We start from the raw sequence: 16,670 nt of genomic DNA, 5'->3' as shown, positions 1-16,670 counted from the left end.
GGGGGGGGCGGGGGGGGGGCGGGGGGGGGCGGGGGGGGGCGGTCTGCGGGGCTGTGCGGTGTCAGGTTGCCGGCGCGGAGGGGGCGCAGGCGTCGGCGATGGCCCGGGTGTCCCAGTAGAACGGACGGACTTCGGTGATCCGCCCGGCCTTGACCGTGACCGTTTGCAGAATGGGGAAGGCGAGTTCACGGCCGGTCGCACGAGCGCGCGCACGGATCTGCGTCAGCACGACCGCGGTCTCTCCGGTGGCAAGGAACTCCTGCTCCACCATGTCGAACGTCTCCCAGACCCGGCCCATCGCGAGAAAGAAGCGCGTCATGCCGTCGTGCCCGCGCCAGGTGCCTCCGTACGGCAGGGCGTCCGCTTGATGCAGCACGACGTCCGGCGCGAAGAAGGGGGCGAGGATGTCGAACGAAGCCCCGCCGGGACCGCCGGCGGCGAGGTACTCCGCCTCGGCGGCGTACATGCCGGTGAGGACGGTCACGGAGGCTGTGGCGGATGAAGTCGTCATGCCGCCAGCATGATCGGCGCGCGGGCGGATGGCCGGCGGGAATCCGACATCACGTTCGGCCCGCCCCGGTCCGCGGCGGGGATAGCCTCTGGCCATGCCGAGCTTCGAGATCACACCGATTGGTACGGTCCGGAACGACCGGACGGACATCCAGAACACGGACAACTGGGGTGCCGTCCGCAGCACGATCACCGTGGACGAGCGCTTCGGCGAGGCATGTCTCCAGGGCCTGGAGGGCTTCTCGCACGTGGAGGTCCTGTTCGTCTTCGACCGCTTCCCGGAACCCGAGGCCGGCGCGGTCAGCGAACCCCGCCCGTACCGGGGCCGGGCCGACCTCCCGCCCATGGGCATCTTCGCGGGCAGGGGCCCGCGGAGACCGAACCGGCTGGGCGTGACGACGTGCGCGATCGAGTCGGTGGAGGGGCGGGAGTTGACGGTGGTGGGGCTTGATGCGGTGTCGGGGACACCGGTGGTGGACCTGAAGCCGATGATGGAGGAGTTCCGGGCGGTGGGGGTGAGGCAGCCGGAGTGGGTGAGCGGGATGATGGCGGAGTACTTCAAGCCGTAGGGGCGGGGGCGCGGGGGGCGTACCACCGGAGGCGGGGCTGGCCCGCTGGCCGATATTCCCGGGCCGGGGGTGCCGAGTCGGGGTGGGCGGTCTCGTAGGGAGCTGCCCCGACGTGGGGTTTGGAGCATCGGTCCCCCCTCGAAAGCCAGCCCGCTGTGCGGAACAACCGCCGTCCGGCCGGCACCGGCGATCTCCGGGACCAGCCGGCGAGAGGCCCTCGCCCCTCACCCGAACCGACCCGGCCGCACAGCGCCCGGGGCGGACGAATCTTGCCGTAACTCGCGGTAAGCGCCCGCCGAACTAGGCCAAATCACCCATGCGGGCCGACTTTCGCCCCACGGCGAGCATCGACCCACTCCGGGGCCGGGATCCACAACCCGAACGCCCCCGAGTGAACACAACCAGCACGAACTCGCGGCAATCCTCCGTCAAAACCGCCCCACATCACCCATGCGGGCCGACTTTCGCCTGATCGTTTCAGAATGAGTCGAACTCCGGACCTCGCGCTCGGCGACCTTGGTCGGCGGAGCGGAGTGGCTCTCCCGTCACGTGAGAACCAACCTCTGTCTGCCGTCGAGGAGTTCGCGCACGACGTCGAGGTGGCCGGCGTGGGTGGCGGTCTCGGTGATCACGTGCAGGACGACTTCGCGCAGAGTGTCGAGGTGCCAGTCGCCGAAGAAGTCCGGCCACCAGCTCGGGGCCGCCTCCAGGTCGGCGTCGGCCAGGAAGGCGTCGGCGAGCTCCCCTTCCTTCCGGTAGAGAGTGAAGACCTCCTCGGCCGTCTTCTCCGGGGCGGGCTGCCACGCGTTCTCCCCGGCCCCGAGGATCTCTTCGATCGCCGCTTGCTCCCCCGCAGCAACCGCGCGGAACCAGAACTTCTCGTCGTCCAGAGCGAGATGGTGCACCAGCCCGAGGCATGTCCATCCGGACGGGAGAACCGGGCGCCGCAGCGCCTCCTCGTCCAAGCCTTCCAGGATGTCCAGGACGTGCCTGCGCTTGCTGTTCAGGGCGCTGAGCAGCGCCGGCAGTTCGGTGTCACCCATGGGCCGGATCCTATGCGGCCCCACTGGCATCCGGCTCACCGAGCGTTTCAGGAGGCCGTTCCGAGCCGCCGGTGGCAGATGACGCCACAGGCGGGTTCAAGGAGGCCCTGGCGGAGGTCGGCGCGCCGCTCGTAGCGGGTACGGAGTCGCTTGAACCGGTGCGGTCAGGCGAAGCGCGCTCAACGACCCAGCCCACCTTGCCCAGTCCGGAACCGTGTGCGACGCCGGTAGAGGCAGCAACTGGGTGACGTCGCGGCGGCTCCCACCGGTGAGCGTCACGGCGAGGGGAGTTCCGAGGCGAGCCAGGGCGGCCGCGGTCGACGGGTGAAGGGCCGCCGTGATCCCCCCACGAACGCCGCCGATAGAAACTCCCGGTAACACCGCCCGCGAACTGGGGCAAACCACCCACCCGGGGCGACTTTCGCTCACCGACACGCACCCCGCCCCAGGGCGAAGGGCCTGTCTTACCTCCGGGGTAATCGCGTCGGGCGTCCTCGACGGGGATGCTTGCTGATCTCGCCGCGTTGCCCGGACGCGGACCAAGACGTAGGGGGCAGTCGTGTCAGAAGCCGCGTCCGCGAGCACCCGCACGGTGGTTGAGGAATTGCTGCGTCGGATCGGCGAGGGCGATCCCGACCACATCGCCGAGTTGTACGCCGAGCAGGGCGACTGGAAGCTGGACTGGCCGGAAGCCGAGCACGGTCGCTCCGCCACGCCTTGGATCCGGCACCGGTCCACCCGGGCCGACGCGGCGGCCCACTACCGCGAGATTGCCGAGCACCACGTACCCGAAGCCGTGGCGACCCAGGTCGAGCGCATCCTCGTCGACGGAAAGGACGCGGTCGTGCTCGGGGAGATCCGCCAGACCGCCCGGTCCACCGGACGTGCGTACCGCGCCCGGTTCGCGCTGCACCTCACCGTCGAGGACGGGCTTGTCACCCGGCACCACGTCTACGAGGACAGTCTTGCCGTCGCCCAGGCCTTCGACGCGGAGCGTCGCTAAAGACGACCACCGGGCTGCCATCACCACCCGCCGGGGGCCCGTGCACGATCGGCGGGCCCCGACGCCCCAACAGGCCGGGCGGGCCCCAGCCGTCAGCCCAGGACGGGGAGAGCCCCCGGCTTCCCCCCGTCCCGGCGCCCGGCCGCGACCAGGGTGGCCCGCCTACGGTCCGGCCCCACGCCCACCGCGGCGTCGCCGACTGACACGCCCCCGACCCTCCCCGCATGGTGCCCGCCCGCGAACGGGCGGGCCCGACCCCCGAGAGGAGCCGCGTATGCGAGCGGACGAGGTCGTGCCCCTGGGGCGTACCGGCGTGTCCGTCACCCGCCTCGGGCTGGGACTCGCCTCGATCGGCGGCCTGTTCTCGCCCGTGTCCGACGAGGTCGCCGCCCGCACCGTCGACCGCGCCTGGGACGCCGGCGTCCGGCTCTTCGACACCGCGCCCGTCTACGGGTACGGGCTCTCCGAGCGCCGTGCCGGCGCCGCGCTCGCGGCCCGCCCGCGCGGGGCGTACGCGCTGTGCACGAAGGTCGGCCGGCTCATCGTGCCCGGCGGCACCGACACGCAGCCGATCTGGGCGGACCCGCCGCCGGGGGTCGGGCCGCGGCGGGACTACTCGTACGCCGGTGTCATGCGCTCGGTCGAGGACAGCCTGGAGCGGCTGGGGCTGGACCGGATCGACGTGCTGCACGTCCACGACCCGGACGAGGACTTCCCCGTCGCCGTCACGGACGCCTACCGGGCGCTGGCCGAACTCCGCGCCCGCGGCACGGTCGGCGCGGTGTCGATCGGCGTCAACCACGCGCCGGTGGCGGCCCGTTACCTCCGCGAGGCGGCGGCGCCGGGGCCGGACTGCGTGATGCTCGCGGGCCGGTACAACCTGCTGGACCACACCGGCCTCGACGAGCTGCTGCCTCTGTGCACGGCACGCGGCGTCGCCGTGCTGGCGGCGGGCGTCTACCAGTCCGGCCTCCTCACCGACCCCCGCCCCGACGCCCCCCACGGCTACGCGACGATCCCCCCGGACCTCGCCCGCCGCGTCACCGCCTGGCACACCCTGTGCCGCTGCCACGCCGTCCCCCCGACCGCGGCGGCGATCGCCTTCCCCTTCGGCCATCCGGCGGTGACGAGCGTGGTGATCGGCGCCCGCACCCCGGCGGAAGTGGCCGACACGGCCGGCGCGTTCACCCACCCGATTCCGGAGGATTTCTGGACGGAGGCCAAGTCCACGGGCCTGCTCCCCCCGAACGTCCCGACGCCGAAGGGCTGAACGCCCGGTCAGGTGTCGTCGTGGAGGTTGATGATGCGGCAGCGGGGGCCTGGAGCGTGGGCGAGTTTCGCGTCGGAGGTCAGCAGGGGGGCGTCGAGGCCTTCGGCGAGGGCGACGTAGAAGGCGTCGTAGGAGCGCACGCTTCCGAGTTGGCGCACGCGTTCCAGCAGCGGCAGGTGCTCGTGCCTGCGGATGGGCAGGCTGCGGTAGTCGGCCACGGCCCGCGTGGTCTTCTCCCCGGTGAGCATCCCGGCGCGCTCCAGTCGCAGCAGCACGGAGGCGACCTCGGTGTCGATCAGGTACGGGGCCGAGAGCAGGTTTTCGCCGGCCAGGTGGCGGGCGGCGGCCTTGCCCCTGGTGCCGGTGTCGACCAGCAGGTCGACGACGGCGGAGGAGTCGACGACGATCAACGGTGCTCCTCGTCCGCGAGTGCGGCGGTGTCCACCTCGGTCAGGTCGACGGAGGCGTGCTCGCGGATGCGCGTGACGATCTCGTTCATCGTGGGGATCGTCGCTTCACGTTCGATCAGTTCGTGCAGGAAGCCCTGCAAGGACTTACCTTCCTGGGCGGCACGCACCTTGATCGCTCTCAACGTGTCCTCGGAAACGTCACGAATCGTCACAGCAGTCATGCATGCATAATACCTGCATTCACAGCAGAATGCCTGCAAAGGGATTCCGCCTCCCGCCCTCAGCCCACTCCCTGTTCCGTCGCCGCCTCCCCCCGTCGCTCCCGGACAGGGGCTCCCACCGCCGAGGGCCGCAGGCGGTGGGCCACCGCGACCAACGCCAGTGTCAGCACCAGCAGCCCCGCCCAGATCACCCACTGCTCCGGCCACAGCCCCGGCGACGCACCGTCCGGGGTGCGGCCGCCGTCCACGCCCGTGGCCACCACCGCCGCCAGGCCCACCACCGTCGCGACGACCGCCAGGCGGCCCGCGGCGCGGGCGGTCAGCGGCAGGGGGCGGGAGCGGCGGGGGCCGCGGAGGTGGAGGCGTTCGCTGGGGCGGGCGGGGGAGAGGAGGCGGAGGAGGAGCATGGCGGCTATGGGCATCTGAAGGGCCCAGACCAGGGTGCGGAAGGCGCCGTCGTACCAGACGTTCGTGCCGTACAGCAGCGTGTGCCAGACGCTGAGGACGTAGACGACGATGATGAAGCGGTGCAGCGCCCGCCACATGCGCGAACCGGTCCGCTGGCGCAGGTAGTACGCCAGGCCCAGCGGGATCGCGAGGTAGAAGGCGAGCAGGCCGACGAGGATGGCGATGCGGCCGGTGCCCGTGGCGTAGCCGCCGGGAACGAAGACCTTGACGAAGGCGTCCCACAGCCGGCCGGGCCAGGTCGCTCCGCCCTCGTTGCCGCGGACTTCCTCCAGGAAGAACATCACCGCGTGCAGGAACATCAGCGCGATCGTCGTCAGGCTCGTCGTGCGGTGCAGCTTCTCCAGCCCGGCGGGCGGCAGCCAGCGGACCCGCGGGCGCGGCCCCGTGCGCAGCAGGCTGAAGACGATGGTGATCCACGCCCACAGCAGGCCGGACCAGCCGAACGCCTGGCAGAGCCAGTACATCCAGTAGCGGTCGGCGTCGGCGAGCATCGGCATGACCTGGACGGTCGCCGACGAGCCGTTGCCGGCGCGGACGTAGAGCCAGACGGATATCGCCCCGGTGACGATGAGCGCGATGCCCGCGTCGGGCCCCGCCGCCCGGATGTCGGCCTTCAGCCCCGGCCAGTCGACCCATCCGGCGGCGCGGCCGCCGGCCTGCCCGCCCCGCCCTCCGCCGCCCCGTCCGCCGTTTTCGGGCAGCCCCGATCGACGTTGCACAGCCCTCACGTCCGCCTCCTGGGTCCCGCCGACCCCACGTGATGTGTACCCATCACGATCGGGATCAACGCGTCTCCAGCGGCTCCAGCCGCGTCCACCCCGTCCAACCCCGCTGCCGCAGCAGCTCGATGAGCCGCCGCGCCGGCGGCGCGGCCTCGTACGCCAGCTTGTCCATCAGCTCCGCGAGCGGCGGCGCGAGGTCGACGTCGTCGACGTAGTCCTGTCCCCGTTCGGCCGTGAGGCGGGCGAGGTATGCGGCGAGGTCGTCGGCCAGGGCGGTCAGTCGGGGGTCGTCGGGCGCCCAGTCGAGGGCGCGGCCGAGGGTGCGGTAGAAGTCGAGGAGGTGGGAGTCGGCGAGCTGGGATCTCTTACGGGCCAGCCACTCCGGTACGCGGTCGGGGGCGTGCGCGGCGAGGGGGATCCAGCCCTCGCGCTCGACCGCCACGATCCGCTCGTCCACGCCCAGTTCCCGCAGCCGGTCCAGGTACGCCACGACCTCCGCCGGCAGCGCCAGGCTGTCGCCCGCCGTGAGCCGGGCGATGCGGCGGCGGGTCTCCTGGCGGGCCCGGATCTCGGCCCGCAGCCGCCGGTCGATGTCCGCGACCGCGGCCGCGAACTCCGCCTCGTCGGCCCGCAGCAGCTCCCGGACCCGGGCCAGCGGGACGCCGGCCTCGGCGAGGGTGCGGATGCGGATCAGCTCGACCACGGCGGCGGCGTCGTAGCGGCGGTAGCCGGAGTGGTCCCGGTCCGGCTCGGGGAGCAGGCCCTTGGCGTGGTAGTGCCGGACCGCGCGGACCGTCACGCCCGCGTACGACGCCAGTTCGCCGATGGTCAGCATCGGGGCATCCTAGGTCGCCGCGCGGGTCCGGTAGAGGCGGCGCGACCAGAGGTAGCCGGCCGTGCCGATCGCCGCGCACCAGCCGACCGCCCAGGCCGCGTCCGCGCCGGCCGGCGTGCCGCCGAGCAGCCCCCGGACCAGGTCCATGACCGGCGTGAACGGCTGGTGCGCCGCGAACCACCGCAGCCCCGCCGGCATCGAGTCGACCGGCACGAACCCGCTGCCCACGAACGGCAGCAGCACGAAGACCATCGGCAGGTTGCTCGCCGTCTCCGGGTCCGGGCTCGCCAGGCCCAGCGCCACCGTGAACCACGTCAGCGCGTACGACAGCAGCGCCAGCAGCCCGAGCAGCGCGGCCCAGTGGGCCGCCGACGCGCCCGTCCGCAGCCCGAGCGCGAACGCCACCGCGCCGACCGCCGCGAGGGCCAGCGCGGTCTGGATCATCGCGGCGAGCACGTGTCCCGTGAGGACGGAGGACTTCGCGATGGGCAGGGTGCGGAACCGGTCGATGATGCCGTCGGTCATGTCGTTGGCGACGAGCACGGCGGTGCCGATGGACACGCTCGCGACCGTCATCGTGAGGATCCCCGGGGCGATGTACGTGAGGTAGCCACCGCGGTCGCCGCCGGGGAGTCCCGCGCCCATCGTGCCGCCGAAGACGTACGTGAACAGCAGGAGGAACAGCAGCGGCTGGCCGACGAGCATGATCGTCATGGAGGGGTAGCGGGCCATGTGCCTCAGGTTGCGGCGCAGCATGGTCGCGGAGTCGCGCAGGACGTACGTGCCGGGGGCGCTCATGCCCCTGCCTTCCCGGCGGCGGCGGATGCGGCAGCGGGGGCCGGAGTCGCGGCGGCGTGGCCGGTCAGGGCCAGGAACACGTCGTCCAGGTCCGGGGTGTGCACCGCGAGCCCGGTGACCGATCCGTCGTCGTCGAGCCCGGCCAGCAGCCGGCGCAGCGCGCCGAGGCTGCCGTCGTACGGCACGGTGACGGCCGGCGCCGCGGGGTCGGCCACCGCGCCGGGCAGCCGGCGCGCCAGCTCCGCCGCCCGCGCCGGGTCGGCGGCGTGCAGCTCGACGTGGCCGCCGGTGACGCGGCGCTTCAGCTCGGCCGCGGTGCCCTCGGCGACGAGCCGGCCGCCGTCGAGCACCCCGATGCGGTCGGCGAGCCGGTCGGCCTCCTCCAGGTACTGGGTGGTGAGGAAGACGGTGGTGCCGTCGGCGACGAGTTCGCGGACGACGTCCCACAACGCGCGGCGGCTGCGCGGGTCGAGTCCGGTGGTCGGCTCGTCGAGGAAGATCAGCCGCGGCCCGGACACCAGCGTCATCGCCAGGTCCAGCCGCCGCTTCATGCCGCCGGAGTACGTCGCGGCCCGCCGGTCGGCGGCGTCTTCGAGGCCGAAGCGGGCGAGCAGCCGCGCGGTGACGGCGGTGGCGCGGGGGCCTTCGAGGTGGCCGAGGTCGGCCATGAGGCGCAGGTTCTCGCGGCCGGTGAGGAGCCCGTCCACGGCGGAGAACTGGCCGGTGACGCCGATCGCCGCACGTACCCGGGCGGGCGCGCGGCGGATGTCGTGGCCGGCGACCCGCGCGGTGCCGGCGTCGGCGGCGAGGAGGGTGGTGAGGATGCGGACGGTGGTGGTCTTGCCGGCGCCGTTGGGGCCGAGCAGGGCGTAGACGGTGCCGGCGGGCACGGTGAGGTCGACGCCGGCGACGACCTCGCGGTCGCCGTACGCCTTGCGCAGTCCCGCGGCCTCGACGGCGGGTGTTCTCGTGGTCATGGCGCCATGCTCGAAGGTTGACCCTGCGTCGGGGTCAAGGCCGGCGCCCGGCGTGTACGACATCCACTCGCCGCGGGTGCCGGGCACGGCGGAGACCGTGGCGCTGCTGCGCACCGGGCTGCGGGCGATCCCGGCGGATCTGCCTCGTCCGCCGGCGGGACCCGGGGCTCCCGGGCCAGTAAGCGGGCGAGGGGGTGGGCGCCCGGGAGCGGGCTGTCGTCCTGCAGGGGGAGCAGGACCGGGTGTGTTGGTCATCGATGATGCAGCGGGCTGCCGATAGCGTCTTGGGGCGGCATTTGTGTGGATACGAAGGTGTCGGCGGCCGTGCTTCGGCACTGGACACACCTGGGTGCGTGGCGAGGCGTGACATGGGGTTGTGGAGGCAGCCGTGGCGGAGTCACGAGACGACGAGCGGCTGGGCGGGCGTCTGGCGGCCGTGGGGGCGTTGGGGTTCGTGCTGGTCGTTCCACCGCTGCTGGCGCAGTTCGACCGCATGGACCGGGTCTTCGGTGTCCCGGTTCTCTGGGCGTACCTGTACCTCGTCTGGGCGATCGTGATCGGCCTGGTCGCCGTCATCGGCGCCAGATCACGGTAGTGCTGTGCTCCGGACCGGGGTCATCGTCGCTGTTTCGGTGGTGTACCTCGGTCTGCTCTTCGGTGTGGCCTTCTACGCCGACCGGAGGGCAGACACCGGCCGGAGCCTGATCAACAACGGCACGGTCTACGCCCTGTCCCTCGCGGTGTACGAAACCGCATGGGCGGTCTACGGCAACGTGGGCGGGGCCGCCACGACCGGTATCGGCTTCCTGGTCCTCTATCTGGGGCCAGTGATCATGCTCGCGCTCGGCTGGCCGGTGTTGCGCAGGATCATCCGGATCAGCCGTCGGCATCGGGTCACGTCCCTGGCCGACTTCGTCTCCGCCCGCTACGGCAAGAGCGCGGTGCTGGGCGGTCTGGTCACGATCATCGCCGTGGTGGGGATCGTTCCCTACATCTCGCTCCAGCTCAAAGCGGTCTCCAACGCCTTTGAGGTCATTCGCCGGTATCCCGAGATCACCGCTCCCTCGGAGCTGGGCCAGGTTCCGCTGCTTCAGGACACCGGGCTGTACGCAGCGCTGCTGCTCGCCGCGTTCACCATCCTCTTCGGCACCCGCCACCTGGACACCGCCGAACGCCACGAGGGTCTGGTCGCCGCCGTCGCGTTCGAGTCCGTGGTCAAGCTCGCGGCGCTCCTCACGGTCGGGATTTTTGTGACCTTCGGGATGTTCCGGGGGTTCGACGACCTCTTCTCCCAGGCAGCGCAGGCCGACCTCACCCAGTTGTTCACCCTGCAAGGGCACACCGACTACGGCACGTGGGTCTGGCTCACGGTGCTGTCCATGCTGTCGATCCTGCTGCTGCCCCGGCAGTGGCAGGTCACCTTCGTCGAGAACGTCGACGAGAAGCACCTCAAACGCGCGATGTGGCTGTTCCCGCTGTACCTGCTCGCGAACACCTTCTTCGTGCTTCCACTCGCGGCCGGTGGCCTTCTGCGGATCGGGAACGCCACCGACGCCGACACCTACGTGCTGGCCCTCCCGATGGCCGCGGGCCAGCAGGCACTCGCGCTGTTCGTCTTCATCGGCGGCCTCAGCGCGGGCGCCGCCATGATCGCCGTCGAGACCATCGCACTCAGCACCATGGTGTCCAACTCACTCGTGATGCCGCTGCTGCTGGGCGGCAGGTCCCAGCTCGCCCGTCGAGACGATCTCACCGGCCTGGTACTGCGCATCCGCCGAACGACCATCGTGCTGATCCTGCTGCTCGGCTACGCCTACTTCCGACTCGCAGGCGAGGGGCGGGCGCTGACGTCGTTCGGACTGGTGTCGTTCGCGGCCGTGGCACAGTTCGCGCCCGCGATCCTCGGCGGCCTGTTCTGGAAGCACGGCACCCGCTGGGGTGTGCTGGTGGGTCTTCTGGCGGGGTTCGTCATGTGGGCGTACACCCTGCTGCTGCCGAGCTTCGCCGAGGCCGGGCTGCTGCCCGCCTCGTTCCTGCGTGAGGGCCCGCTCGGCATCGAGCCGCTCCGGCCGCAGCAGTTGTTCGGCCTGGCGGGAATGGACCCGATCGGCCATGCGATGTTCTGGTGCGCGCTGGTGAACGTCGGCGGGTACGTCGCCGTCTCACTCGCCGGCCGGCCGAACGCCGCCGAGCGGGCGCAGGCGGTGCAGTTCGTCGACATCCTCGCGGAGCCTGCCAGGGAACGGCGCTGGCAGGCCCGTGCCACGGTCGGCGCCCTGCAGACGATGCTGGAGCGCTTCCTCGGGCGGGAGGGCGCCGAGCGGGCGATGCGCGCCTACCCGGGGACGAGGCCCGACTCACCGGAAGCCGTGGCGCCCCCGGAGCTGATCCATCACGCGGAGGCCCAGCTCTCCGGCTCTGTCGGCGCGGCGTCCGCGCGGCTCGCGGTCGACGCGGTGGTCGGACAGGAACCGGTCCGCACCGATGTGGTGATGGAGATGATCGGCGAGGCGTCGCAGAGGGTCGAGCTGGTCCGGCGACGGCTGGAGTTCCTCTACGACGCGACCAGCAGCATCGGAACCACCCTCGATGTGACCCGTACGGCCGAGGAGTTGACCCAGGCCGTGATTCCGGGCTTCGCCGACTATGCCACCGTCGACCTGCCCGAGGCCGTGGTGCGCGGTGACGAACCGGGGATGAACGGCAGCGGCGCCGGCGACATCGGCCCACGGATGGAGCGCACGGCCGTCAGCGGTATCCGTGACGACGCTCCCTTCTTCACGATCGGCGACCTGATCACTTACGCGCCGTCCTCGCCACCCGCCCGCAGTATCGAGACAGGGCAGGCGATCCTGGTGCCCCGGCTGCGTGACTCCCCGGGGTGGCAGGAGGTGGATCGCGCACGGGCCGCACGGATCCTGGACTACGGAGTCCACTCGCTCATCACGGCGCCGCTGCGCGCCCGCGGTGTGCTGCTGGGCGTCGTCAACTTCTGGCGCTCGGAGAAACCCGAGCCCTTCGAGCAGGACGATCTCTCCCTCGCGGCCGAACTGGCCGCCCACGCCGCCGTATCCCTCGACAACGCACGCCGCTACACCCGCGAGCACGGCATGGCCGTGGCCCTTCAGCGCAGCCTGCTGCCCCGCACCCTGCCCGAACAGCACGCCGTCGAAGTCGCCTACCGCTACCTCCCCGCGCAGGAAGGCGTCGGCGGCGACTGGTTCGACGTGATCCCCCTGTCCGGCGCCCGCGTCGCCCTGGTGATGGGCGACGTCGTCGGACACGGACTGCACGCCGCCGCCACCATGGGACGGCTGCGCACCGCCGTACACAGCTTCTCCTCCCTCGATCCACCACCCCACGAACTCCTCGGCCACCTCGACGAACTGGTCACCCGCACCGACCAGGAATCCGTCGCCGCCGGCTTCGAGACCACCATCACCGGCGCCACCTGCCTGTACGCCATCTACGACTCCGTGACCCACCGCTGCGCCATCGCCAGAGCCGGCCACCCGGCACCCGCCCTCGCCCACCCCGACGGCACCGTGGAATTCCTGGACGTACCCTCGGGCCTCCCCCTCGGCATCGGCGGACTGCCCTTCGAATCCGTCGAACTGCACCTGCCCGAGGGCAGCAGACTCGTCCTGTTCACCGACGGCCTCGTCGAACGCCGCGACCAGGACATCGACACCGGGCTCGACGTACTCCGCCAGACCCTCGCACGCGCCGATCAGACCCCCGAGGAGACCTGCGACGCCGTACTCGACGCACTCCTCCCGCCCACCCAGAGCGACGACATCGCACTGCTCGTCGCCCGCACACGCGTGCTGGGGAGGGGGCAGGTCGCACAGTGGGACATCGAGTCCGACCCCGCAGCCGTCCACCGCGTACGCGCCGCCGTCTCCACACTCCTCGCAGAATGGGAACTGGAGAACCTCCGGGAGACCACCGAGCTGATCCTCAGCGAACTGATCACCAACGCCATGCGCCACGGCGTCGGGCCCATCAAAGTACGGCTGCTGCGCGACCACACGCTCACCTGCGAGGTCTACGACCACAGCCTCACCTCACCGCACCTGCGCTACGCCGCCGCCACGGACGAGGGCGGACGGGGTCTCTTCCTCGTCGCCCAGCTCACCGCGCGCTGGGGAACCCGCTACACCCAGGACGGCAAAGTCATCTGGGCCGAACAGACCACACCGGAGACACCCGGCGACTGACCGGCCCGACCGCCGCCGCCGCCCGCGCACAAGCGGAGAAACCTGCCGAGGAGCCGTCCCGGATCAGGTCAGTCTGCCGGTGATGCCGTGCTCTCAGGGCGGTCGGCCCGCGGGAGGCGCAGGGCGAGAAGGGCGACGTCGTCGGTGCTGTCGGGGGCGAGGCCGGTCAGGAGTTCGTCGCAGAAGGTGTCGGGGGTCTCGCGGGCGAGGGCCGCGGCGTGCTGGCGCAGCCGGGCGAGGCTCTGGTCGAGGGTCTCGCCCCGGCGTTCGATGAGTCCGTCGGTGTAGAGCAGGAGGGTGGACCGGGCCGGCAGGGATTCGGTGGCGCTGGTGCGGGCCAGGTCGGTGGTGACGCCGAGGAGGTGGCTCCGGCCGCCTTCGAGGTAGCGGGCATCGCCGTCGTGGCTGATCAGGAGGGGCGGCGGATGGCCGGCGACGGCATAGTTGATTTCCCAGGGACCGGTGTCGGGTCCGTGGAGGACGGCGAAGACGCAGCTCGCGGTGGTCCCGGGGTAGAGGGCGTGCTGGGCGACGTCCATCCGGTGCAGGATCTTCTCGGGGGGCTCCTGGCGGTCGCTGGCGATGCCGCGGAGCATGTTGCGAAGCTGACTCATGGTGACGGCGGCTTTGAGGTCGTGGCCGGTGACGTCGCCGATGATCAGCGTGGTGTTGCCGGTGGACAGCAGGAAGCTGTCGTACCAGTCCCCGCCGACCTCGGCGGTGGCAAGCGAGGGGGAGTAGCGGGCGGCCATGTACAGGTCGTCGACGTCGGGCAGCTCGGGCAGCAGCGAACGCTGGAGACGTTCGGCGACCCGCTGCCCCTGGCGGTACAGGCGCGCGTTGTCGATGGCGAGACCGACGCGCTGGACCAGATCGCCGATCAGGGGCAGGTCGTGCTCGGTGAGCGGAGGGTGGTCTCCCGAGCGGCTGACGATGAGTGCGCCGATGACCTCCCGCCGGGCCCGCAGCGGGGCGATGACGGCACTGGTGGCGCCCGCGGCGAAGGAGACCCGTCCCGTCTCCGATTGATCACGGTCGTCGGGGGCGAGGTCGCTTTCCGTCAGCAGCAGAGGGCCGGCGCCGCGCAGCACGCGCACCAGGGGATCGGCGGCCGGCCCCGGGGGGAGGGGCAGGAAAGCCTGTTCCTCGTGCGGCTGGGAACCGCTCTCCGTACGGGAGGCGGAGATACGCTCGATCCGGCCCTTGCCGGCCAGCAGGTCGACGGCGCACCAGTCGCCCAGCCGGCGGGCCACGATCCGGGTGACCCGCCGCAGCCCCTCGCCCACCTCCAGGGTCCCGGCCAGCGCCGAATTGATGTCGGCCAGCACCGTCAGCCGGTCCAGCGCCTGCTGCAGGATCACGTCCACGTCGTACTCGTCCACCTTGAGGCCATTCCCCCGGTTGGTCACCCCCATCGTCGCCGTGGTCCGAATACCGTCGCCTGGCCCATCGAATCGCCCGTCAGGGGTGGGCCGACGACGCCGTACGACTGACCTCCGTCAGGCGTCCTCCCCCTCGCCCGCCGGCGGGACCCGGGTCTCCTGGGCCAGCCGGCGGGTGAGCAGCCGGCGCGGGCCCGGGCCGGTGTCGCCGAGGCGGTCGTCGCGGTTGCGGAGCAGGCAGCGTTCCAGCGACAGGCAGCCGCAGCCGATGCAGTCGGTCAGCCGGTCCCGTAGCCGCACCATCTGGTCGATGCGGATGTCGAGTTCGTCGCGCCAGGCCGCAGACAGCCGGGCCCAGTCCTCCTGCGTCGGGGTGCGCTCGTCGGGGAGCGTCCGCAGCGCCTCGGCGATCGTGCGCAGCGGGATGCCCACCCGCTGCGCGGTGCGGATGAACGCGACGCGGCGCAGCGTGTCCCGGGTGTAGCGGCGCTGGTTGCCGGGGGTGCGGCGGCTGCGGATGAGGCCCTTGCCCTCGTAGAAGTGCAGGGCCGTGACGGCGACGCCGGAGCGGGCGGCGAGCTGGCCGACCGTGAGTTCCTTCGCGTCGAAGGGTGGCTTGTCCATTCCGGCAGGCTAGCTCTTGACCTCGATTATGGTCGAGGTTTGAGACTGGCCGCCATGACCACTTCCCGCACGTCGGAACAGGGGCAGGAGCAGGGACGGCAGCGGCGCCGGTGGCTCGGGCTCGCCGTGCTCGCGCTGCCCGCGCTGCTCGCCTCCCTCGAACTGACCGTCACCAACCTCGCCCTGCCCGCCATCGGCCGCGACCTCGGCGCCGGCAGCACCCAGCTGCTGTGGACCGTCGACATCTACGCCTTCCTCCTCGCCGGCTCCCTCATCACCATGGGCGTGCTCGGCGACCGCATCGGCCGCCGCCGGCTGCTGCTCTACGGGGCCGCCGGCTACGGCGTCGCGTCGCTGGTCGCCGCGTACTCCGTGAACGCGGAGATGCTCATCGCCGCCCGCGCGCTCATGGGCGTCGCGGGCGCCACCCTCATGCCCTCGACGCTGGCGCTGGCGGCGGCGCTGTTCCCCGGGCCGCGGGAGCGGACGACGGCCATCGGCGTCATCGTGGCCGGCGTCTCGGGCGGCACCGCGATCGGGCCGCTGGTGGGCGGATGGCTGCTGGAGCGGTTCTGGTGGGGATCGGCGTTCCTGCTCGGCGTACCCGTGATGGCGGTGCTGCTCGTCCTGCTGCCCGTGCTGCTGCCGGAGTCGCGCGGCCCGGCGGGGCGGCGGGTGGACGTGCTCAGCTCGCTGCTGTCCCTGGCCGCGGTGCTGCCCGTGGTGTACGGGCTGAAGCAGATCGCCGCCGAGGGGGCGGGCGCGGTGCCGGTCGCGGCGGTGGTGGCGGGGGTGCTGGTGGCGGTGGCGTTCGTGCGCCGGCAGCGGGCGCTCGCCGACCCGTTCGTGGACCTGCGGCTCTTCGCGGACCGTACGCTCGCCACGGCCGCGGCGACGCTGGCCGCCGGGATCTTCGTGCTGTGGGGCTCCAACTACGCGCTCGCGCAGTACCTTCAGCTCGTGGAGGGTCTTTCGCCGCTGGACGCGGGGCTGTGGACGGCACCGCCGGCGCTCGGCGTGATCGCCGGCTCCATGCTGGCGCCGCGGCTGGCCCGCCGGTACGCGCCCGCCCGGATCATCGGCGTCGGGCTGGGACTCTCGGCCGTCGGCTACGGGGTGTTGACGCAGGCCGGCGGCCCGCACACGCTGCCGGTGCTGGTCACCGGCGCGGTGATCGTGTCGGCGGGGCTGGGGCCGATGATGGCGCTGGCCACCGACATGGTCGTCGGCGCGGCCCCGCCGGAGCGGACGGGCGCGGCGGCGGCGATCTCGTCCACGGCGCCGCAGTTGGGCGGTGCCTTGGGCATCGCGCTGCTGGGCAGCGTGATCACGGCGGTCTACCGGGGGCGTACGGACGGGGCGGCCCCCGAGGGCGTTCCGGCGGCGGCGGCCGGGGCGTTCGAGGACGACCTGAGCGCGACGGTCACGGCGGCGGAGCGGCTGCCGGGGCCGGTGGCGGACGACCTGCTGGGCGCGGCGCGGGGGGCGTTCGAGACGGGGTTCCAGGTGGCGGCGGGGGTGTGCGCGGCGCTGACGGTGGCGACGGCGGTGCTGGTGGCGCTGGTCGGCGGGCGCGGAAAGCGACGCGTCAGCCCCTGACCATGGGTTACGCTCTCAG

The 16,670-nt window shown here is 72.2% G+C and carries 15 protein-coding genes and 2 pseudogenes; 6 read left to right on the top strand and 11 right to left on the bottom strand.

Annotation, left to right across the window (positions count from 1 at the left end):
- Positions 1-61: 61 nt before the first annotated feature.
- A complete protein-coding gene (locus ABGA99_RS29175) occupies positions 62-511 on the bottom strand; it encodes a nuclear transport factor 2 family protein (RefSeq protein WP_347583778.1) in 450 nt (149 codons plus the stop codon).
- A 94-nt stretch (positions 512-605) separates the two neighbouring features.
- On the opposite strand from ABGA99_RS29175, the gene ABGA99_RS29170 reads away from it, so the two are divergent.
- Complete coding sequence (locus ABGA99_RS29170; RefSeq protein WP_347578083.1) at positions 606-1,079, top strand: SAM-dependent methyltransferase; 474 nt, start codon at positions 606-608, stop codon at positions 1,077-1,079.
- A 545-nt stretch (positions 1,080-1,624) separates the two neighbouring features.
- On the opposite strand, the gene ABGA99_RS29165 is transcribed toward ABGA99_RS29170, so the two are convergent.
- Entirely contained in the window at positions 1,625-2,122 is a 498-nt protein-coding gene (locus ABGA99_RS29165) for a DinB family protein (RefSeq protein WP_347583777.1), read from the bottom strand.
- Positions 2,123-2,169: 47 nt separating this feature from the next.
- Positions 2,170-2,456, bottom strand: a pseudogene (locus ABGA99_RS29160) (IS5/IS1182 family transposase); the annotation flags it as partial.
- Between the two features lie 225 nt (positions 2,457-2,681).
- On the opposite strand from ABGA99_RS29160, the gene ABGA99_RS29155 reads away from it, so the two are divergent.
- Both ABGA99_RS29155 and ABGA99_RS29150 read left to right on the top strand, forming a co-directional pair.
- Positions 2,682-3,125, top strand: coding sequence for a nuclear transport factor 2 family protein (locus tag ABGA99_RS29155; RefSeq protein ID WP_347583776.1), 444 nt, complete (start codon positions 2,682-2,684; stop codon positions 3,123-3,125).
- Between the two features lie 274 nt (positions 3,126-3,399).
- A complete protein-coding gene (locus tag ABGA99_RS29150) occupies positions 3,400-4,395 on the top strand; it encodes an aldo/keto reductase (protein WP_347583775.1) in 996 nt (331 codons plus the stop codon).
- Positions 4,396-4,403: 8 nt separating this feature from the next.
- Here ABGA99_RS29150 and ABGA99_RS29145 read toward each other — a convergent pair whose 3' ends face one another.
- Genes ABGA99_RS29145 through ABGA99_RS29120 form a run of 6 tightly spaced genes read right to left on the bottom strand, consistent with a single transcriptional unit; the run spans position 4,404 to position 8,826 of the window.
- A complete protein-coding gene (locus ABGA99_RS29145) occupies positions 4,404-4,805 on the bottom strand; it encodes a type II toxin-antitoxin system VapC family toxin (RefSeq protein WP_347578079.1) in 402 nt (133 codons plus the stop codon).
- Positions 4,802-5,026 (bottom strand): antitoxin, encoded by a 225-nt coding sequence (locus tag ABGA99_RS29140; RefSeq protein ID WP_347578078.1) that lies wholly within the window; start codon positions 5,024-5,026, stop codon positions 4,802-4,804. The genes ABGA99_RS29145 and ABGA99_RS29140 overlap by 4 nt, the downstream gene beginning before the upstream one ends.
- Positions 5,027-5,085: 59 nt before the next feature.
- Positions 5,086-6,222 carry a ferric reductase-like transmembrane domain-containing protein gene (locus ABGA99_RS29135; protein WP_347578077.1) on the bottom strand — a complete coding sequence of 379 codons (1,137 nt, stop codon included), beginning with the start codon at positions 6,220-6,222 and terminating at the stop codon, positions 5,086-5,088.
- Positions 6,223-6,277: 55 nt separating this feature from the next.
- Positions 6,278-7,051, bottom strand: a complete 774-nt coding sequence (locus tag ABGA99_RS29130; protein ID WP_347583774.1) for a MerR family transcriptional regulator — start codon at positions 7,049-7,051, stop codon at positions 6,278-6,280.
- A gap of 9 nt (positions 7,052-7,060) precedes the next feature.
- Positions 7,061-7,849: an ABC transporter permease gene (locus tag ABGA99_RS29125; protein WP_347583773.1), complete on the bottom strand. Its 789-nt coding sequence runs from the start codon at positions 7,847-7,849 to the stop codon at positions 7,061-7,063.
- Positions 7,846-8,826, bottom strand: a complete 981-nt coding sequence (locus tag ABGA99_RS29120) for an ATP-binding cassette domain-containing protein (RefSeq protein WP_347578074.1) — start codon at positions 8,824-8,826, stop codon at positions 7,846-7,848. The genes ABGA99_RS29125 and ABGA99_RS29120 overlap by 4 nt, the downstream gene beginning before the upstream one ends.
- A 388-nt stretch (positions 8,827-9,214) precedes the next feature.
- Between ABGA99_RS29120 and ABGA99_RS29115 the strand changes: the two genes are divergently transcribed.
- Positions 9,215-9,421, top strand: coding sequence for a hypothetical protein (locus ABGA99_RS29115; RefSeq protein WP_347578073.1), 207 nt, complete (start codon positions 9,215-9,217; stop codon positions 9,419-9,421).
- A gap of 1,939 nt (positions 9,422-11,360) precedes the next feature.
- Positions 11,361-13,046: pseudogene (locus tag ABGA99_RS29110) on the top strand (SpoIIE family protein phosphatase); the annotation flags it as partial.
- A 68-nt stretch (positions 13,047-13,114) separates the two neighbouring features.
- On the opposite strand, the gene ABGA99_RS29105 reads toward ABGA99_RS29110, so the two are convergent.
- The gene (locus ABGA99_RS29105; protein WP_347583772.1) at positions 13,115-14,461 is read right to left on the bottom strand and encodes a GAF domain-containing SpoIIE family protein phosphatase; all 1,347 of its coding nucleotides are present in this window, start codon (positions 14,459-14,461) and stop codon (positions 13,115-13,117) included.
- Between the two features lie 84 nt (positions 14,462-14,545).
- On the bottom strand, positions 14,546-15,052 hold the full coding sequence (gene soxR, locus ABGA99_RS29100; protein WP_347578071.1) for a redox-sensitive transcriptional activator SoxR: 507 nt from the start codon (positions 15,050-15,052) through the stop codon (positions 14,546-14,548).
- 54 nt (positions 15,053-15,106) lie between these two features.
- Between soxR and ABGA99_RS29095 the strand changes: the two genes are divergently transcribed.
- Positions 15,107-16,651: an MFS transporter gene (locus ABGA99_RS29095; protein ID WP_347583771.1), complete on the top strand. Its 1,545-nt coding sequence runs from the start codon at positions 15,107-15,109 to the stop codon at positions 16,649-16,651.
- Positions 16,652-16,670 lie beyond the last annotated feature (19 nt).

It is taken from the genome of Streptomyces sp. B5E4 (assembly GCF_039871555.1).
In the GTDB taxonomy this organism is placed as follows: Bacteria; Actinomycetota; Actinomycetes; order Streptomycetales; family Streptomycetaceae; genus Streptomyces.
Note: the sequence above shows the minus strand (reverse complement) of the source record. Positions and strands in the feature narration are given on the sequence as shown.